The 17,420-nt window shown below is 65.6% G+C and carries 16 protein-coding genes; 9 read left to right on the plus strand and 7 right to left on the minus strand.

What is annotated here, in order from left to right; translation table 11 throughout:
- Positions 1-48: 48 nt before the first annotated feature.
- Positions 49-288 carry an AbrB/MazE/SpoVT family DNA-binding domain-containing protein gene (locus tag BN3266_RS02740; RefSeq protein WP_021660535.1) on the minus strand — a complete coding sequence of 80 codons (240 nt, stop codon included), beginning with the start codon at positions 286-288 and terminating at the stop codon, positions 49-51.
- Positions 289-458: 170 nt separating this feature from the next.
- On the opposite strand from BN3266_RS02740, the gene BN3266_RS02745 reads away from it, so the two are divergent.
- Positions 459-1,088 (plus strand): nucleoside recognition domain-containing protein, encoded by a 630-nt coding sequence (locus BN3266_RS02745; protein WP_082671605.1) that lies wholly within the window; start codon positions 459-461, stop codon positions 1,086-1,088.
- Positions 1,085-1,606 carry a spore maturation protein gene (locus tag BN3266_RS02750; protein WP_021660532.1) on the plus strand — a complete coding sequence of 174 codons (522 nt, stop codon included), beginning with the start codon at positions 1,085-1,087 and terminating at the stop codon, positions 1,604-1,606. Before BN3266_RS02745 ends, BN3266_RS02750 begins: the two co-directional genes overlap by 4 nt.
- A 133-nt stretch (positions 1,607-1,739) precedes the next feature.
- Here BN3266_RS02750 and BN3266_RS02755 read toward each other — a convergent pair whose 3' ends face one another.
- The 3 genes from BN3266_RS02755 to BN3266_RS02765 all read right to left on the minus strand — a co-directional run bounded on the left by BN3266_RS02755 (position 1,740) and on the right by BN3266_RS02765 (position 4,433).
- Positions 1,740-1,997 (minus strand): helix-turn-helix domain-containing protein, encoded by a 258-nt coding sequence (locus BN3266_RS02755; protein WP_021660530.1) that lies wholly within the window; start codon positions 1,995-1,997, stop codon positions 1,740-1,742.
- A 203-nt stretch (positions 1,998-2,200) separates the two neighbouring features.
- Positions 2,201-3,211, minus strand: coding sequence for a tryptophan--tRNA ligase (gene trpS, locus BN3266_RS02760; RefSeq protein WP_059003584.1), 1,011 nt, complete (start codon positions 3,209-3,211; stop codon positions 2,201-2,203).
- 31 nt (positions 3,212-3,242) lie between these two features.
- A complete protein-coding gene (locus tag BN3266_RS02765) occupies positions 3,243-4,433 on the minus strand; it encodes an aminotransferase-like domain-containing protein (protein ID WP_059003586.1) in 1,191 nt (396 codons plus the stop codon).
- 917 nt (positions 4,434-5,350) lie between these two features.
- Here BN3266_RS02765 and gltX point away from each other — a divergent pair.
- From gltX to BN3266_RS02780, 3 genes are all read left to right on the plus strand, one after another.
- Entirely contained in the window at positions 5,351-6,805 is a 1,455-nt protein-coding gene (gene gltX, locus BN3266_RS02770) for a glutamate--tRNA ligase (protein WP_059003588.1), read from the plus strand.
- Between the two features lie 103 nt (positions 6,806-6,908).
- A complete protein-coding gene (locus BN3266_RS02775) occupies positions 6,909-7,487 on the plus strand; it encodes a cyclase family protein (protein WP_059003591.1) in 579 nt (192 codons plus the stop codon).
- A gap of 356 nt (positions 7,488-7,843) precedes the next feature.
- A complete protein-coding gene (locus BN3266_RS02780) occupies positions 7,844-10,195 on the plus strand; it encodes a SpoIIE family protein phosphatase (protein WP_154668949.1) in 2,352 nt (783 codons plus the stop codon).
- A gap of 228 nt (positions 10,196-10,423) precedes the next feature.
- Here the strand turns inward: BN3266_RS02780 and BN3266_RS02785 are convergent, their stop codons facing one another.
- A complete protein-coding gene (locus tag BN3266_RS02785; RefSeq protein WP_059003595.1) occupies positions 10,424-11,044 on the minus strand; it encodes a Crp/Fnr family transcriptional regulator in 621 nt (206 codons plus the stop codon).
- Between the two features lie 73 nt (positions 11,045-11,117).
- Between BN3266_RS02785 and BN3266_RS02790 the strand changes: the two genes are divergently transcribed.
- Together BN3266_RS02790 and BN3266_RS02795 are read left to right on the plus strand one after the other, a co-directional pair.
- Positions 11,118-12,089 carry a nucleoside hydrolase gene (locus BN3266_RS02790; protein ID WP_059003597.1) on the plus strand — a complete coding sequence of 324 codons (972 nt, stop codon included), beginning with the start codon at positions 11,118-11,120 and terminating at the stop codon, positions 12,087-12,089.
- A gap of 19 nt (positions 12,090-12,108) precedes the next feature.
- On the plus strand, positions 12,109-13,059 hold the full coding sequence (locus BN3266_RS02795) for a nucleoside hydrolase (RefSeq protein WP_059003599.1): 951 nt from the start codon (positions 12,109-12,111) through the stop codon (positions 13,057-13,059).
- Between the two features lie 179 nt (positions 13,060-13,238).
- Here the strand turns inward: BN3266_RS02795 and fba are convergent, their stop codons facing one another.
- A complete protein-coding gene (fba, locus tag BN3266_RS02800) occupies positions 13,239-14,174 on the minus strand; it encodes a class II fructose-1,6-bisphosphate aldolase (RefSeq protein ID WP_044992674.1) in 936 nt (311 codons plus the stop codon).
- Between the two features lie 113 nt (positions 14,175-14,287).
- The gene (locus BN3266_RS02805; RefSeq protein ID WP_082671608.1) at positions 14,288-15,223 is read right to left on the minus strand and encodes a DNA-3-methyladenine glycosylase family protein; all 936 of its coding nucleotides are present in this window, start codon (positions 15,221-15,223) and stop codon (positions 14,288-14,290) included.
- 608 nt (positions 15,224-15,831) lie between these two features.
- Between BN3266_RS02805 and BN3266_RS02810 the strand changes: the two genes are divergently transcribed.
- Together BN3266_RS02810 and rlmB are read left to right on the plus strand one after the other, a co-directional pair.
- Positions 15,832-16,089: a hypothetical protein gene (locus BN3266_RS02810; RefSeq protein WP_044992675.1), complete on the plus strand. Its 258-nt coding sequence runs from the start codon at positions 15,832-15,834 to the stop codon at positions 16,087-16,089.
- Between the two features lie 343 nt (positions 16,090-16,432).
- Positions 16,433-17,197 (plus strand): 23S rRNA (guanosine(2251)-2'-O)-methyltransferase RlmB, encoded by a 765-nt coding sequence (gene rlmB, locus BN3266_RS02815; protein WP_059003601.1) that lies wholly within the window; start codon positions 16,433-16,435, stop codon positions 17,195-17,197.
- Positions 17,198-17,420: the final 223 nt, after the last annotated feature.

Here is a 17,420-nt window from a genome sequence, read left to right on the forward strand (position 1 = left end):
GCAAAACTTGTATGAAAAACAAAGAGGGCAAGCGAGGGGAGAAGAAGTCTATTTTTTCAACTTCTCAATGCAATCGCTGCAGACCAGGCGGTCCATGTAGTTGACCAGGTCCTTGTCCGAGCCACAGAAGACGCAGCTGTCTTTGACCTTGCGCAGGCTGATGACATCGTCCTCCACAAAAATTTCAATGTTGGTCCCCTTGGTCATGTCCAGGCTGCGGCGCAGCTCAATGGGGATCACGATGCGGCCGAGTTCATCCATCTCACGAATAATGCCAGTAGATTTCATTGCTATTTCTCTCCTTCTTGTCGATATAAAACTGCAAAAAATGTGGGAACTGAGATTATTATAGTCAAAGGGCGTCGATTTGTCAATTTTTTCAAGTAAATAAATGGGAGAAAGGAATACAATTTACACTCTTGACATATTTATCCTCGAGAGAGGGGCGGATTTTCGTGATGACGTATATATGGGTGGGGATGCTCGTTCTGTCGGTGATCTGCGGGGCCCTCACCGGGCGGATGGAGGGGGTTTCGGCCGCCGCCATGGGGGAGTGCATCAAGGCGGTGGAGCTGTCCATCACCCTGCTGGGCTCCCTCTGTCTCTGGGGCGGGGTGATGAACATCGCCGAGAAATCGGGGCTGACCGAAAAGATCTCCGGCTGGTTTTACCCCCTGGTGGGCAGGCTTTTCAGTGGGGTGCGGCGGGATTCCCCCGCCTTTGCCGCCATCTCCATGAACCTGATGGCCAACCTCCTGGGGCTGGGGAACGCCGCCACCCCCCTGGGCCTTACCGCCATGCGGGAGCTGGACCGGCAAAACGGCGAGAGGGAGAGCGCCTCTGACGACATGATCACCTTTGTGGTGCTCAACACCGCCTCGCTGCAGCTCATCCCCACCACCGCGGCCACCCTGCGGCTCAAGGCGGGCAGCCAAAACCCCATGGAGATCATCACCTGCGTCTGGCTCTGCTCCGTCCTCGCCCTGGCGGCGGGGCTGCTGGTCAACCGCGCCCTGCGGGGCGCCACCCGCCCCCGGGGGACCAAGTCGGCCGCCCGCCGGATCGCCAAGGGGGGGAGCCGGCCGTGACCGCCTATGTGGTGCCCCTGCTCCTCTGCGCCTTTGCCCTCTACGGCATCTCGCAGAAGGTGCCGGTTTTTGACGCCTTTATGGAGGGGGCGGGGGAGAACGCCAAGGTGATCCTGCGGGTGCTCCCCTCCCTGGTGGGGCTGATGACCGCCGTGGGGATGTTCAAGGCCTCCGGGGCGCTGGACCTGCTGCAGGCGGGGCTGGCGCCGGTGGCGTCGCTGCTGCAGATCCCGCGGGAGATCATCCCCCTGGCCCTCCTGCGCCCCATCTCGGGCAGCGGGGCAATGGTCATCTTCCAGGACGTGCTCCAGTCCTTTGGGCCGGACAGCTACATCGGCCGGGTGGCCAGTGTGCTCATGGGCTCCACCGAGACCACCTTTTACACCCTGGCGGTCTACTACGGGGTGACCCATGTGAAAAAGACCCGGCACACCCTGCCCTCGGCCCTCTCGGCCGACCTGGCGGGCTTTGTCTGCAGCGCCCTGCTGGTGCGCCTCTTTTTCGGCGCGGCGGGCTAAGGGCGAAAAAGGAGGGGCGCAGGCCCGCCGCGCGCGGTGTCTGCGCCCCTTTTTGGGCCGCCTTCCCCTTTCGGATCAGGGGGAGGCGGTCTTTTGGCCGTTCGGGTCCCTTCCCCGCGGGCAGGGAGGGCGCTCAACCGGTCCGCCCCTCTGTCAGCTCCTCCATCGAGACCTGCAACAGCTGGGCAATCTGTGCCAACTCCACGTCGGTCACAAAACGGCTCCCGTTTTCGATGCGCTGGATGGCGTTCTTGTCCAGATCCAGGCCGAGCACCTGTAGCCGCTCGGCCAACAGCCGCTGGGACACCCGGGGCCGCATCTGTTTGCGCAGCCGGGCGATCTGCTTGCCGCAAAGGTTGTTGCGGCCGTCTGGAGCTTTGTTCTTGTACATGGTCGTATCACCTTCTCGCTCGCCTTACACAGGCGTTTTTTCAAGCCAGTTTTATTATAGGTTTGCCCGGGAGAGAGGGTGACATTCGCCTAATGTCAGGGTCGCGCGGCTGTGGGAAGAGGGAATAAAAAAAGAGAGGGCGGGGGAAGCCACTGCTTCTCCCACCCTCTCGGGCGCATGGAATGCGCGGTTGCACAGGTGTTTTACAGGCCGATGAAGCCCACTTTTTTGTAGACCTTTCGCAGCATTTTGGCGGTGGCGCGGCAGGCCTTTTCCGCGCCCTCGGTGTAGCATTTTTCCAGGTATTCCCTGTCCTTCGACAGCCGGGCAAAGGCCTCGCGGATGGGGGCCAGCTCGTCGCTGACGGTCTCGCCCACCGCCATCTTGAAGGCGCCGTAGCCCTTGCCGGCAAACTCCCGCTCGATCTCGTCGAAGTCCTTGCCGGTGATGGCGGAGTAGATGGACATCAGGTTGTTGATGCCGGCCTTCCCCTCCCGGCGGCAGACCACCCCTTCGGAGTCGGTGACCGCCTTTTTGAATTTGCGGAGGATGACGTCCGGCTCGTCGAGGATGGAGATGAAGCCGTTGGGGTTGGGGTCGGACTTGCTCATCTTCTTCTCCGGCTCGGTGAGGGACATGATCTTGGCCGCCGTCTTGGGGATGTAGGGTTCGGGCACCACAAAGGTCTCGCCGAAGCGGCCGTTGAAGCGGTTGGCGATCCCCCGGGCCAGCTCCAGATGCTGTTTCTGGTCCTGCCCCACCGGCACCAGGTCGGTGCCGTAGGCGAGGATGTCGGCGGCCATCAGCACCGGGTAGGTGAAGAGCCCGGCGTTGATGTCGTCAGGGTGCTTCTGGCTCTTCTCCTTGAACTGGGTCATCCGCCCCAGGTCGCCGAACTGGGTGAAGCAGGAGAGGACCCAGGCCAGCTGGCTGTGGGCGGGGTTGTGGCTCTGGATGAAGAGCAGGCTCTTCTGGGGGTCAATGCCGCAGGCGATGAGCAGGGCGTAGCAGTCCAGCGTCTGGCGGCGCAGCTTGGCCGGGTCCTGTTTGACGGTGATGGCGTGCAGGTCCACCACCGAGTAGGTGCAGTCGTACTCGTCTTGCAGGGGACCCCAATTCTTCACCGCCCCCAGATAGTTGCCCAGGGTGAATACCCCGGTGGGCTGGATGCCGCTGAAGATGACCTTTTTGCGCGGGGTCGTGCTCTGTTCCATAAATGCTCCTCTTTTCTATACTAAACGTAATTTATGCAAAAGTTTTTACAATTTCCGCCATGATCTGCACCCCTTTGACGATCTCCTCGTCGCTGGGGGTGGAGTAGTTGACCCGGAAGGAGTGACAGGGCTGGCTCTCGTCGGTGTAGAAGGCGTTGCCCGGCACCAGGGCCAACCCGGCCTTGACGCACCGCTCGCAGAAATCCAGCATGTCGATTTCATCGGGGAGGGTGCACCACAAAAACAGGCCGCCCTGGGGCTTGCGGTAGGTGACCTTGCCCCCCAGGTAGCGGTCGATGGCCTCGCACATGGTCTGGGCCTTTTTGCGGTAGGTGGCCTGCAGCCCGGCGATGTGCTCGTTTACGTCCCAGCGGGTGAGGAACTCGTTGCAGATGATCTGCGCCAGGGAGTTGGAGTGGACGTCGGTGGTCTGCTTGGCCACCGCCAGCTTGGAGGCCAGTTCGTCCCGGGCCACCACAAAGCCCACCCGCAGGGCGGGGGCCAGGATCTTGGAGAAGCTGCCCAGGTAGATGACCCGGTCGCCCCCCCGGTCGAGGGACTTGATGGTGGGCACCGGCTCCCCGTCGATGCGCAGGTCGCCGTAGGGATTGTCCTCCAAAATCAGCAGGTCGTGGGCCTGGGCAAAGTCGAGGATGGCCTGGCGCTTTTGCAGCGAGGTGACCACCCCGCTGGGGTTTTGGAAGGTGGGGATGATGTAGAGGAAGCGGGGGTTGTGGGCCCCCTCCCAGGCGGATCGCAGGCTGGCGAGGGAGAGGCCGTCGTCCTCCAGCTCCACCGGGGCCAACTGCACCCCGTAGGAGCGGAAGGTGTTGAGGGCGCCGATGAAGGTGGGTTTCTCCACCAGCACCGTGTCCCCCTCGTCGCACAGGCACTTGGTCACCAGGTCGATGCCCTGCTGGGCGCCGGAGGTGATGAGCAGGGTGTTTTCGGAAAAGTCGATGCCGTAGTCCTGGGCCAGCCATCGCTCCAAGGTGGTGCGCAGGGCGGGATAGCCCTCGCTGAGGGAGTACTGCAGGGCGGCGGTGGGGTCTTTTTGCAGGATGTCGGCGGTGATGGCGGCGATCTTCTCCACCGGGAAGGTCTCGGACGCGGGGTTGCCGGCGGCGAAGGAGATGACGTCCGGGTCGGACGAGTACTTGAGGATCTCCCGGATCACCGAGGGCTTGAGGGTCGACATCTTGTGCGAGATGGGGTAGGACATGACGGTTCCTCCTTTTCACGGTCCCAGCCGGGCCCCGATGGGCCGGGCCGGGGGATGGGTGCGGCTGAGAATGCCAGAGGCGCGCAGCAGGAAGCGGTACAGGCCATGGGGTGGGGAGCAGAGGTGTTTGCACATCCGCCCGGCCACCGCCGGTATCATGGCCACGCTGCAGTTTGGATGCCACCGGCGCGCCGCGCGCGTGGTACAGGCCATGGGGCGGGGAGTAGAGATGTTTGCGCATCCGCCCGGCCACCGGTGTCATGGCCGCGCTGCGGTTTGAAGGCCACCGGCGCGCCGCACGCGTGGTATGGGCCACGGGGCGGGGAGCGGAGGCGTCTGTACATCCGCCCGACCGCCGGTATCATGGCCGCGCTGCGGTTTGGATGCCGCCGGCGCGCCGCACGCGTGGTATGGGCCATGGGGCGGGGAGCAGAGGCATTTGCACATCCGCCCGGCCACCGCCGGTATCATGGCCGCGCTGCGGTTTGGATACCGCCGATGCGCCGCGCGCGTGGTATGGGCCACGGGGCGGGGAGCGGAGGCGTCTGTGCATCCGCCCAGCCACCGGTGTCATGGCCGCGCTGCGGTTTGGATGCCGCCGATGCGCCGCGCGCGTGGTATAGGCCATGGGGCCAGGGACTTTTTTGCATCTGCCTGACTGCCATTGGCATCATAGCCGCGTTGCGGCCATTATACCACAAAGAGCGGGGGGAGAAAATCCCCCCGCCCCCGCAAAGCGCCGAAAATCCCCCGGCCGGCAGCCGATAAATTGACAAATGCCGGCCCAGACTGTACTATAAGGGCAGGTGGCTGCCGCCGCCTTTTTTGTGCGGCGCCGGCCGACTGCACGCCGCAGCAGCGCCCGCCCCGGCGGCTGGGCAGTTTTGATTTGAAGAGAAGAAAAGGTGGTAAAGAGAATGGAAGGCAAAGTTCGCACCCGGTTTGCACCCAGCCCCACCGGCTACATGCACGTGGGCAACCTGCGCACCGCCCTGTACGCCTATCTGGTGGCCAAGAAAGACGGCGGCACCTTCATCCTGCGCATCGAGGACACCGATCAGCAGCGCAAGGTCGAGGGGGCCGAGGACATCATCTATAGCACCCTGCGCCAGTGCGGCCTGCGGTGGGATGAAGGCCCGGACATCGGCGGCCCGGTGGGCCCCTATGTGCAGAGCGAGCGGATGGGGATGTTCATCGACTACGCCAAGCAACTGGTGGAGTCGGGCCACGCCTACTACTGCTTCTGCGACAAGGACCGGCTGGAGCAGATGAAGACCATCCAAAAGGCCTCCGGCCAGCCCACCCGCTACGACGGCCACTGCCGGAACCTCTCCAAGGAGGAGGTGGAGGCCCGCCTCGCCGCCGGAGAGCCCTATGTCATCCGCCAGAAGATGCCGCTGGAGGGGACGACCACCTTCCACGACGAGATCTTCGGGGACATCACCGTCGAGAACAGCACCCTCGACGACCAGGTGCTCATCAAGCGCGACGGGATGCCCACCTACAACTTCGCCAACGTGGTGGACGACCACCTGATGGGGATCACCCACGTCATCCGCGGCAACGAGTACCTCTCCTCCACCCCCAAGTACAACCTCCTCTACCAGGCCTTCGGGTGGGAGATCCCGGTCTACATCCACTGCCCGCCGGTGATGAAAAACGCCACCGAAAAGCTCTCCAAGCGAAACGGCGACGCCTCTTTTGAAGACCTGGTGGCCAAGGGCTATTTAAAGGACGCGGTCCTCAACTACATCGCCCTGCTGGGGTGGAACCCCAAGGGCGAGGAGGAGATCTTCACCCTCGATGAACTGGTGCGGGAGTTCTCCCCCGAGGACATCTCCAAGTCCCCCGCCATCTTCGATTCCCAGAAACTGCGCTACATCAACGCCGAGTACCTGCGGCGGATGGACGAGGAGACCTTCTACGAGACCGTTCTCCCCTGGATGAAGAAGGGCGTCGCCCGGGAGGACATCGACTTTCACCTGCTGGCCCAGGTGCTGCACGCCCGCACCGAGGTGTTGGAAGAGGTGCCCCCCCAGCTGGACTTCATCGACGCCCTGCCCGATTACAGCAACGACCTCTACACCCACAAGAAGATGAAGACCAACGCCGAGACCTCCCTGGACGCCCTGCAGAAGGTGTTGCCGGTGCTGGAGGGGATCGAGGACTTCACCCTCGCGCCGGTCCACGACGCCCTCTTCGCCCTCATCGCCGAGTTGGGGGTCAAAAACGGCGCCGTCCTCTGGCCGCTGCGGGTGGCCCTCACCGGCAAGTCCTTCACCCCCGGCGGCGGGGTGGAGATGGCGGTCATCCTGGGCAAGGAGGAGTCTCTCGCCCGCATCCGCAAGGGTATCGCCCAGCTGCAGGGCTGACGGGCAGATCCCCTTCAAAAGAGAAGGGACGGCCGCGGGGCCTTGTCGGCCCTGCGGTCCCCTTTTTCTGTGTGCGGCCCCGCCGCGAAAGGAGCGAGTGAACGTGTTTGTCGACCTCACCCTCAAAGTCACCCCAGAACACACCAAGGACGCCCAGGGGAATGAAAAAAAGGCCCTCACCGGCCACCTGGGCACCCACTTTGACGTCATGGACAAGGTCTTCCCCCTGGCGTTTCTCCGCCGCCCGGCGCTGGTGCTCGACGTGTCGGCGGTGGCGGGGCGAGACATTGAGCCGGAGGACCTGCCCCTGGAGCGGGTCCTCCCCGGCGACGCCGTCCTCTTTTCCACCGGCTGGCTCGAGCGGGAGGGCTACGCCACCCCCGCCTACTTCAAGGAGCACCCCCAGCTCTCCCAGCGGCTCATCGACGCCCTGCTGGAGCGGGAGGTCTCCCTCCTGGGCATCGACTGCGCCGGCATCCGCCGGGGCAGGGAACACACCCCCGCCGACCAGCGCTGCGCCGACCGGGGGGCCTTTGTGGTGGAGAACCTCTGCAACCTGCAGGGGGTGCTGCGGGGCGCGCCCTGGGCGGGCTGCACCCTCTACACCTTCCCGGTGAACTTCGCCCAGATGAGCGGCCTGCCCTGTCGGGTGGTGGCCGAGCTGCCCGAGGGGGAGGAGTAGGGGACAGGTCCTCCGCCCATTCCTCTGCGCGGCGAACGGGAGGGCGTTCCCCGCGAGCGCCCGGCGCCTGCCCGGGCGGCCCCGTTGGATGGCGATCCCTATCAAACAGAGAGAGGCGGCCCGAAAGGGGCCGCCTTTTTTGCGCCCCTTCCCGAGAAAAAGCGCCCCCTTCTCCCAAAAGGGGCCCTTCTCCCGCCTCCCTCGCCGCAAAGGGCTATTTTTCCCCATGCCCGCTGCGACAGAATTTCCACCCGCCGGCCCTCTATACTGAATGTACCAAAGAGGACCGACACCCCTCCCCCCTATGTGTATGCGCCGGGGGAAGGGAAGATGCGCAAACCAGGGAGGAATTGGCCATGAGAGGGATGCTGTTTACAGCCGCCGGGCGGCTGGCCCGGGGCAGGGCGGGGAAGAAGGGGGAGGGCCAGCGCAGTTGGCTGGCCCAGATGGCCCACCGCCACGCCTTTTTGCTGCGGCAGGCGGGGGTGTTCGCCGTGGGCTTTGTGCTGGCGGGGGCCTCGCTGCTGGGGGAGATGTCCCCCCTGGCCATCGCCTTTCTGGCGGCGGTCCCCGGCGACTATCTGCTCTGGAGCGCCACCGGCGCCTTCTGCGGCTACCTGCTGCTCACCCCGCTGGAGACGGGGCTCACCTACCTGGCGGCGGCACTGCTGACGGTGGTGCTGCGCTGGGCCCTGGCCTTCCGGGCGGAGGACCGGCGTGCGGCTTGGCCGAAGATCACCGCCTGCGGCCTGGGGGTGCTCATCGCCCGGGTGGGGCTGGCCTCGGCGGTCGGGTTGGCGCCCGACCGGCTGGCCCTGGCCGCCAGCGAGGCGCTGCTGACCATGGGGGTCTGCTACTTCTTCACCGTCACCGCCGCGGCCTTCTCCCAGGGAAAGAGCCTCAAGGGCTTTTCCAACCTACAGCTGGCCAGTCTCTTCATCTGCCTGGCCTGCGGGTTGATGGCCCTCGACGGGATCGCGGTGCTGGGCCTCTCGGTGGGGCGGATGGCGGCGGTGGTCTTCACCCTGGTGGCCGCCTACCTGGGCAAGGAGTCCACCGGCGCGGTGGCGGGGGTGCTGATGGCGCTGGCCATCTCCCTCTCGGGGCCGCAGATGCTGCTGTTCATGGGGGCCTTCCCCCTGGGCGGGCTGGTGGCGGGCCTCTTCGCGCGGCAGAACAAGGTGCTCTGCGCCCTCTCCTTTGGGGTCTGCTGCACCATTGTCGCCACCTTCCTGCCGGCGCAGGAGCTCTCGGGCGGGCTGGTGGTGGAGTGGTTCGTGGGCTGTGCCCTCTTCCTCCTCCTGCCGGGGAGGCTGCTGGGGGCCCTGCCCCTGGGAGAGGGGGCGGACAGCCTGGTCAAGAGCGAGCGGGTCAAGCGGATGGTGAGCTACAAGCTGCAGTCCACCGCCGCCTCCCTCTCCACCATCTCCCACAAGATCCAGACCCTCTACAAGCGGCTGGACACCCTGGGCGGGGAGGACATCTCCCAGGTCTACCACTGCGCCGCCGACAAGGTCTGCAAAAACTGCGGGCTGTGCAGTTTCTGCTGGGAGCAGCAATACACCGAGACCTGCGACTGTCTCAACAAGGGGATGGAGGCGCTGGGGCAGCAGGGCCAGCTCTCCGGGGAGGACCTGCCCCCCTATTTTGTCAAGCGCTGTGTCAAGCTGGCCCCCCTGCTGCAGGCGGTGGAGGAGGGCTATGAGCGCTACCTGCAAAACCGGGCGGTGGGGCGGAAGATGTCCTATGTCAAGAGCGGGGTCATCGGCCAGATGGACAGCCTCTCCAAACTGCTGGCGGGGATGGGCGAACAGGTGGAGAGCATGGATGACGTGGACATGCAGTCCAGCCGCCAGATCGCCAATCTCCTCACCGACCTGGGCTTTGCGCCCAAGGACGTCCTCTGCACCACCTCCCGCCAGAAGGGGGCCAAAATCGAGCTCAAGCTGGACAACGACCTGAGTGAAAAGCAGCAGCGCTACATCTCGGAGGAGCTCTCGGACTACTGCGAGCGAAACTTTGACGAGGGGGTGCTCAAAAAGACCCTGGACGGCAGCTACCTCACCCTCAACGAGCGCCCGCCCCTGGTGCTGGAGCACGGGGTCTGCCAGCTGGCGGCGGACGGCCGCTGTGGCGACAGCTTCGACGTCTTTTCGGGAGAGGACGGCTACTGCTACTGCGTCCTCTCCGACGGGATGGGCACCGGCGACTTCGCCGCCATCGACTCCACCATGACCTGCTCGGTGGTCTCCACCGTGCTGCGCTCGGGTTTTGACATCGACGGCTCGGTGGAGCTCATCAACAGCGCCCTGGCGGTCAAGACCGGGGACGAGGCGGTCTCCACCATCGACCTGATGCGCTTTGACTGCTTTACCGGCGAGGCCCTCTTTGTCAAAGGGGGCAGCCCCTGCACCTACCTGCTGCGGGGCGGCCGGGCCGCTCGGCTGGGCAAGCCCTCCCTGCCCATCGGCATCCTCCAGAGCGTGGCGCTGGACAAGAGCGCCGCCCGCCTCAAGGCCGGCGATCTGGTGCTGATGGTCAGCGACGGCGCGGTGGGGGAGGACGAGGCCCTCATCGCCCAGCAGCTGGCCCTTTTAAAGGACAGAGAGCCCGAGGAAATCGCCCAGGCCATCTGCCAATTGGCCAAACACGCCGCCGGCCAGCGCGACGACATCACCGCCATCTGCTTTCGGGTCTCGGCCCAATAGGCGTTTCCCCCGCCGGGGACGCCCCCTCCCCTGCCCGGTCAGCGGGGGAGGGGCGTCCAGCGGCCCTGCATACCATCTCCTCTTTTTGTGACAGCGCCCCCTTCCGCCCTCTTGCCGGCGAAGGGGGCGCTGCCGCGCGCCCGGCCCCTCTGCAAAGGTGCACAAAAAAGCCGCCGTCTATTTTGCGAAAAAATAGACGGCGGTCTTTTTCTTTTTAGAAGGGGGCTCTTATACTGTAAGTGCGGCCAGTTCCTCCCGCGCAAGGAGGGTCACCGCCCGGCGGTCCGCCCGCACCAACCCCGCCTGTTCCAGCTTTTGCAGGGCCCGGTGGACGCTGCGCAGGGTGGTGAAGAGGGCGTCGGCCATCTCCTGTTTGGGCAGGGTGACCACCCCGTTTTCGTCGGCATTGGCCAGCAGGAGGGCCGCCAGGCGGACGGCCACCGTCTTTCCCTTGGCGCCGGTGCGCTCCAGCGACTGGTTCAGCTGTTGGCGGGCGGTCTTTTCGTAGAGGCGCAGGGCGAGCCCCGCGTCCCGCTGCAAAAGGGCCAAAAGCGCCGCCCCGCCGATGCGGTAGCCCCGGCAATCCCCCGCGGCAAAGACGGTGGTGATGACCCGCTGGCGGCAGACGATCTCCAGGTCGCCGAAAATCTCCCCCGGCCGGTAGCGGTAGAGGATGGCGGAGAAGCCGTCGGGGTCCAGGGTGCGGACCACCGCCTCCCCCTCGGTGAGAAGGCAGGCCCACTCGGGCACCTCCCCCTGCAGCAAAATGGCCTCCCCGTTTTTGCAGGCAAAGGGGGAAAAGTGCCCCAGTAGGTCCCGCTGCACCAGGTATTCCAAAACGTTGTCCACAGGCCCACCCCCTTTTTTCTTTTATGATAGGGGGGCGGCATCCATTTGTCAATTGAGAGAGGAGAGATCGCACGTGCAGACAGCGCGCAAAAAGATCATCATCGACACCGACACTGCGTCCGACGACGCGGTGGCCCTGGTCATGGCCCTGCGGGAACCCACCTTGCAGGTGCTGGCCATCACCACCGTGGCGGGGAACGTCCCGCTGGAGCTGGCCACCAAAAACGCCTGCCTCAGCGTCACCTACGCCGGAGGGGCGCGCCCGCCCATCTACCCGGGGGCGGCCCACCCCCTCTGCCGCCCCCTGCGCTGCGCCGAGGGGATCCACGGCAAAGACGGGATGGGGGACCAAACCTGTTTTCGCGCCCCGGAGGTGGAGGCCGAGCGCACCCACGCGGTGGACGCCATCCTGCGGCTGGTCAGAGAGGGGGAGGGGGACATTGAGATCGTGACCCTGGGGCCCCTGACCAACCTGGCCCTGGCCATCTTGCAGGAGCCGGAGACCATGAAGCGGGTGCCGCGGATCACCGCCATGGGGGGCGCGGCTTTTTACGGCAACACCAGCCCCACCGCCGAGTTCAACTTCTGGGTGGACGCCGAGGCGGCAGACATCGTCTGCCGCTCGGGCATCCCCCTGACCATCGCCACCATCGAGGCCTGCCACAAGGCGGGCAATCTGGGGCCGGAGGAGATGGCCAAGTTGGAGGCCGTCTCCGAGCGGGGGTGGTTCTGCGTGACCTGCAATGACACCATGCGCCAGCTGGGCATCCAGCGGCGGGGGGTCCCCCAAATCGGACTGCCCGACCCCATCGCCCTGGCGGCCCTCACCCGGCCCGAACTCATCACCGGCTCCTTTGACGCCTATGTGCGGGTGGAGACCCAGGGATCGGACCTGACCTACGGGATGATGGTCCGCGACCACCGCCTGCCCGACTTCAAGGCGGTCTCCAAGCACGAGGGACCCCGCCGGCCCTTCCAGGCAAAGGTGGTCTATGAGATGGACCAAGAGGGCTTTTTTGACTACCTGTACGAGCTGGTGAAATAGCGTGAAGGAGGAAAGTACCGTGAAAAAAATCATCATCGACACCGACACCGCGTCCGACGACGCGGTCGCCCTGGTGGCGGCCCTGCGGGACCCCACCTTGCAGGTGCTGGCCATCACCACCGTGGCGGGGAATGTGGAGCTGCCCCTGGCGGTCAAAAACGCCCTCCTCTCGGTGGAGCGGGCGGGCAGCTACCGGCCGCCGGTCCATGTGGGGGCCCCCGGCCCCCTCCTCTGCGAGCTGGAGACGGCCGACCAGATCCACGGGGCCGACGGGATGGGGGACCTGGGGACCCTGGGGGAGCCCACCCTCGTCCCGGCCCCCGGTCACGGGGCCGACGCCCTGGCCCGCTATGCCGGCCAGGGGGAGGTGGAACTTCTGACCCTGGGGCCCCTGACCAACGTGGCCCTGGCCATCCGCAAGCACCCCGAGGCCATGAGAAAGCTGCGGCACATCACCATCATGGGCGGGGCGCACCCCTACCACAACCCCCACACCGTCTGTGCCGAGTTCAACATCATGGTGGACCCGGAGGCGGCCCAGATCGTCTTCTCCTTTGGGGTGCCCATCACCCTGGTGACCCTGGAGGCCTGCGGCGGCGCGGCCGAGCTGGATGACGCCGCCATGGAGCAGATGCGGGAAGCCGGCGAGATCGGCCGGTTCTGCGTGGACTGTAATCGCACCCTGACAGAGCTGGCCCGGGCGCAGAGGGGCGCGCCTTCTCTGGGGCTGCCCGACCCGGCGGCCCTGGCGGTCCTGGCCCGGCCCGAGCTGATCCGGGAGAGTTTCCCCGCCCACACCCAGGTGGAGACCCAGGGGGAGTTCACCCGGGGAGCAACCATCTTCTGCAAACCCGGCAACCTCTACGACCCGGCCTTCGGGGACGAGCCCGCGCCAGAAAACTCCCTGGTGGTCACCGGCCTTGACGTGGCGGGCTTCCACCAGTACCTCTTCGACCGGGTCGCCCTGTGACGGGGCCGCCCACAAGCCTTTCCCATTTTCCATCAGAGAGAGCCGGCCCTCATCGGGGGCCGGCTCTCTGCCGCTGTCGCTTGGGGGAAGGGGATAAAAGAGGCACCGGCCAGACGGCCGGTGCCTCTTTTTGCACCCCGGGGCGGAAAGCGCCGCCTGCCGGGGGATAGGAGCGGTGGTTAGGCCTTGCCGGCGCAGCCCAAGACGTTGTTGATCTTGTGCTTGACCATCTCGCGGATGGCGTCGCGGGCGGGGGCCAGGTACTGCCGGGGGTCGAAGTGAGAGGGGTTCTCCCACAGGTACTTGCGGACCGCGGCGGTCATGGCCAGGCGCAGGTCGGAGTCGACGTTGATCTTGCAGACGGCCATCTTGGAGGCCTGCAGCAGCATCTCCTCGGGGATGCCGATGGCGTCGGGCATGGCGCCGCCGTACTGGTTGATCATCTCGACGAACTCGGGCACCACGGAGGAGGCGCCGTGCAGGACGATGGGGAAGCCGGGCAGCCGCTGGGACACCTCTTCGAGGATGTCAAAGCGCAGCTGGGGCTTCTGGCCGGGTTTGAACTTGTAGGCGCCGTGGCTGGTGCCGATGGCGATGGCCAGGGAGTCGACCCCGGTGCGGGTGACAAAGTCCTGCACCTGGGCGGGGTCGGTGAAGGAGGCCTTGTCGGCGTCGACCTTCACGTCGTCCTCGATGCCGGCCAGCTGGCCCAGCTCGGCCTCGACGGTCACATCGAACTGGTGGGCGTAATCGGCCACCTGCTTGGCGACGGCCACGTTCTCCTCGTAGGGGAGGTGGGAGCCGTCGAACATGACCGAGGTGAAGCCGCCGTCGATGCAGCTCTTGCACAGCTCAAAGGAGTTGCCGTGGTCCAGGTGCAGGGCGATGGGGACGCCGGTCTCCTCGACCGCCGCCTCGACCAGCTTGGTCAGGTAGGTGTGGTTGGCGTACTTGCGGGCGCCGGCGGACACCTGCAGGATGACGGGGGCCTGCAGCTCTTTGCAGGCCTCGGTGATGCCCTGCACGATCTCCATGTTGTTGACGTTGAAGGCGCCGATGGCGTAGCCGCCCTCGTATGCCTTTTTGAACATCTCACGGGTATTTACCAGTGGCATAGAAATTCACGCTCCTATTCTTTTGTCGGCCGGTCTCACATGCCGGCCTCCTAGCCCCTAGTATAGCAGACCCGGGGCCGTTTGGAAAGGTGTCTGGGCGCATTTGTCTTTTTTTAAACAGGGGCCGTTCCCCCCGCCGCCCTCCCGGCGGCCCGGCTTTTCAGCGCCCCGGGGCAGAGCCGGCAGTAGTGAAAGAGAAACTGCTGGGCCAGCCCCTCGTATCCCCGCAGGTAGCGGGGAAAGCCCTTGGGAAAGAGTTGGGCCATGGCCCGCTTCATCCAGACATCCATGGGCACCACCTCCCACCGCCCCAGCCCGTAGAGGAGGGCGCAGTCGGCCACCTTGGGCCCCACCCCCCTGATTTGGCAGAGGGCGGCCCGGGCCTCCTCCAGGGGCAGGGCGGCCACCGCGTCCAAATCGAGCCGGCCTGTGGCCACCTGCCCGGCTGCGTCCAAAATGTACTTGGCCCGAAAGCCCGCGCGGATGGGGGCCAGTTCCTCTAGGGTGCAGCGGGCCAGCCGCTCGGCGGTGGGGAAGGTGTGGAGCACGGTCCCCGGCGCGTCGGGGTGGGCCAGGGGCTGCCCCAGCAGGGCGGTGAGGGCGCGGACGATTTTTTGAATGCGGGGGATGTTGTTGTTCTGGGAGAGGATGAAGGAGCAGAGGGCCTCCCACGGGTCCTGCCGCAGCAGGCGGATGCCCGGGGCAAAGGCCACCGCCCGGCGCAGCATCGGGTTGCGGCAGAGCAGCTCCCTGGCCGCCCGGTAGTCCCGGTCCCAGTCGAAGTAGGAGAGGATCGCCCCCTCCTCCCCGGGGCGCAGCCCGGTGAAGACGACGGCGTCCCCCTCCTCCCTGGCGCGGCAGAAGGTGTTCCCCACCACCCCCTGCCACCAGCCCTCTCCGTCCTGCCACCAGCCAAAGCACTGGCCGCACTGCAGGGTGCCCTCCAGGGAGAAGGGCGGGTCTCCCCCCTCCCCGGTGAGGAGGAGGCGGTCCCCCTGCCTGCGGGCGGTGAGTCCGGCGGGCGAGGGGAGGAGCAATTCGGTGGACATACAAAAGACACCTCTTTTCTAAAAAACGGAAAATGAAGGGCGAAGGCCGGGCGCTTGCAGGGACTGATTTCCCCCCTTTTTTCGCCATTTGCAGGGGGGCGCAAAAGGGCTTTCCACCGCCCCCGGGCGGCCCTCTGGGAGGCGGCCCGGGCGGGGAAAAAGGGCCGGCAGTCGCCCTGTGCTGTCCCCACTATACCAGAAAAAGGGGTGTTGGAAAACGGAAAATCCCACCGCCGGAGAGGAGAGAATCCGAGTGGATTGGTGGGGTTTAGACAGATTGCACGAAATGCCAGCCGGTGACCGCCCCGAAAAACGGCGAAAAAACGGGGCCTTCCCCCCTTGCATTTTGGGGCGATGCAGGCATTGAAATTGCCGCGAAGTTTACATAATATTCACATTCCACCGGGGTGCAGGAGGTTGCAAATCCCGGTATTCCACCGTTTCAACCTGTTTTCCACAGAGAGATTCCACACTTTCCACAGGGTTTTCCACTGAAATTATGGAAACCTCCAGCAAATACCACCGGTATAATTCCCGAGGGGTGCATAAATCCCCCGCCGATTTGGCAAACCTAAAGGTGAGAAATGGGCGGAAGGGAGAGATGCCGGGTGGTGCGCGGTGTGAGCAAGCGGGTGGTGGAGATCGTCGGCCAAAAAGAGGACTGTTTTGAGCGGGCCATTGTCATTGTGAGGGGAGAGGCGGACGGCCTGGGCGCCGCCCAACTGCGGCAGAGGGCCACGGGCGCCCTCTCCGGCCTGGTGAGTTACCGGCGGACGGCGCTCTGGCGGGACTGGCTGCTTGTCGGCCTGCGCTACCTGGGGGCCTTTTTGGCCGGGGCGGGGGCCTGTTACTGGCTGATCCACTGACCGAAGCGGCGGGAGGGCGAAGGGGCGCCCTCCCCTTTTTTCTCTCCCAAAGGGCGCGGCCCCGCCGAAAGCACTCCCTTTTGGCAGGGCGGGCCCGCGGCGGGGGGAGCCGCCGATCGGCCGGGCGCGGCGGACCCGGGACGGGAGGGGTGCGAGCCCCTCTTTTTTTGTCGCACAGGGGCGAAAAAGGCCGCAAAAAATTGAAAGGGGGCGGCCCTCTGTGCTATACTGGTACAGATAGTGAGCCGGCGGCAACAGGGCCGGAACGCCAAACGCCAAACAGAGACACCGCGGTCCCGGCCAACGCCGGGCCGCGAGGGATAGAGAAGCGGGAGAATGAGCGATGTACGATGAATTGGTAGCCGGGCGCAACGCCGTGTACGAGGCGCTCTGCGGCAGCCGGGGGGTGGACTGTGTCTACCTGCAGCGGGGGGCCCGCCCCAAGGGGGTGGCCAAGATCCTGGCCGCCTGCAAGGAGAAGGGGGTCCCCTTCAAAGAGGTGGAGAGGGAGAAGCTCGACGAGATGGCGGGGGAGGTGCCTCACCAGGGGGTAGCGGCCACGGTCGCGCCCATCGCCTACCGCTCCATCGAGGAGATATTGGAGATCGCCCTGTCGCGGGGAGAGGCCCCCTTTGTGGTGCTCTGCGACGGGATTTTAGACCCCCACAACCTGGGGGCCATCATCCGCACCGCCGAGTGCGCCGGCGCCCACGGGGTCATCCTCCCCAAGCGGCGCAGCGCCCCCCTGTCGGCGGCGGTCTACAAGACCTCGGCCGGGGCCTGCGAACACCTGGCCATCTGCCGGGTGGGGAACCTGGTGCAGGCCATTGAGAGCCTCAAAAAAGCTGGGCTTTGGCTCTACTGCGCCGACATGGACGGCCAGAACTGCCGGGACACCGATTTTGCCGGCGGGGTCGGCCTGGTGGTCGGCAGCGAGGGCGAGGGGGTCTCCAAGCTGGTGAAGGAGCGGTGCGATGTCACCGTCAGCCTCCCCCTGCGGGGGAAGATCACCTCCCTCAACGCCTCGGTGGCCGCGGGGATCGTTCTGTACGAGGTGGCAAACCAGCGGCTGGCCGCCGAGAGGGGAAGGGGGAAGGAACGTGGATAAAAACCGCAAGTACGACACGCTGACCAAAAACGCCCTGGTGGACGAGATCCTCAAACAGGTGCGGGCCAAGCGGGAGCCGGAGGCCCCATCCTCCACCCCTGCACCCACGCTGCCCCGCCCTGGCGGGGAGAAGCGCCCCTCGGCCGCCGAGCTGGTCAGGGAGGTACAGGCCGAGCGGAGCGCTGCCCCCGACCCCCTGCAGGCCCGATTTCCCGCCGGTGGC

Source organism: Bittarella massiliensis (ex Durand et al. 2017), from assembly GCF_001486165.1.
GTDB lineage: Bacteria > Bacillota > Clostridia > Oscillospirales > Ruminococcaceae > Bittarella > Bittarella massiliensis.

What these genes read in the sequence shown, in the direction of transcription:
- BN3266_RS02765 (WP_059003586.1), bottom strand. Translation starts at nt 4,433, where the DNA reads ATGTCCTACCCCATCTCGCACAAGATGTCGACCCTCAAGCCCTCGGTG.
- rlmB (WP_059003601.1), top strand. Translation starts at nt 16,433, where the DNA reads ATGTACGATGAATTGGTAGCCGGGCGCAACGCCGTGTACGAGGCGCTC.
- fba (WP_044992674.1), bottom strand. Translation starts at nt 14,174, where the DNA reads ATGCCACTGGTAAATACCCGTGAGATGTTCAAAAAGGCATACGAGGGC.
- trpS (WP_059003584.1), bottom strand. Translation starts at nt 3,211, where the DNA reads ATGGAACAGAGCACGACCCCGCGCAAAAAGGTCATCTTCAGCGGCATC.
- BN3266_RS02780 (WP_154668949.1), top strand. Translation starts at nt 7,844, where the DNA reads ATGAGAGGGATGCTGTTTACAGCCGCCGGGCGGCTGGCCCGGGGCAGG.
- gltX (WP_059003588.1), top strand. Translation starts at nt 5,351, where the DNA reads ATGGAAGGCAAAGTTCGCACCCGGTTTGCACCCAGCCCCACCGGCTAC.
- BN3266_RS02740 (WP_021660535.1), bottom strand. Translation starts at nt 288, where the DNA reads ATGAAATCTACTGGCATTATTCGTGAGATGGATGAACTCGGCCGCATC.
- BN3266_RS02745 (WP_082671605.1), top strand. Translation starts at nt 459, where the DNA reads ATGACGTATATATGGGTGGGGATGCTCGTTCTGTCGGTGATCTGCGGG.
- BN3266_RS02755 (WP_021660530.1), bottom strand. Translation starts at nt 1,997, where the DNA reads ATGTACAAGAACAAAGCTCCAGACGGCCGCAACAACCTTTGCGGCAAG.
- BN3266_RS02805 (WP_082671608.1), bottom strand. Translation starts at nt 15,223, where the DNA reads ATGTCCACCGAATTGCTCCTCCCCTCGCCCGCCGGACTCACCGCCCGC.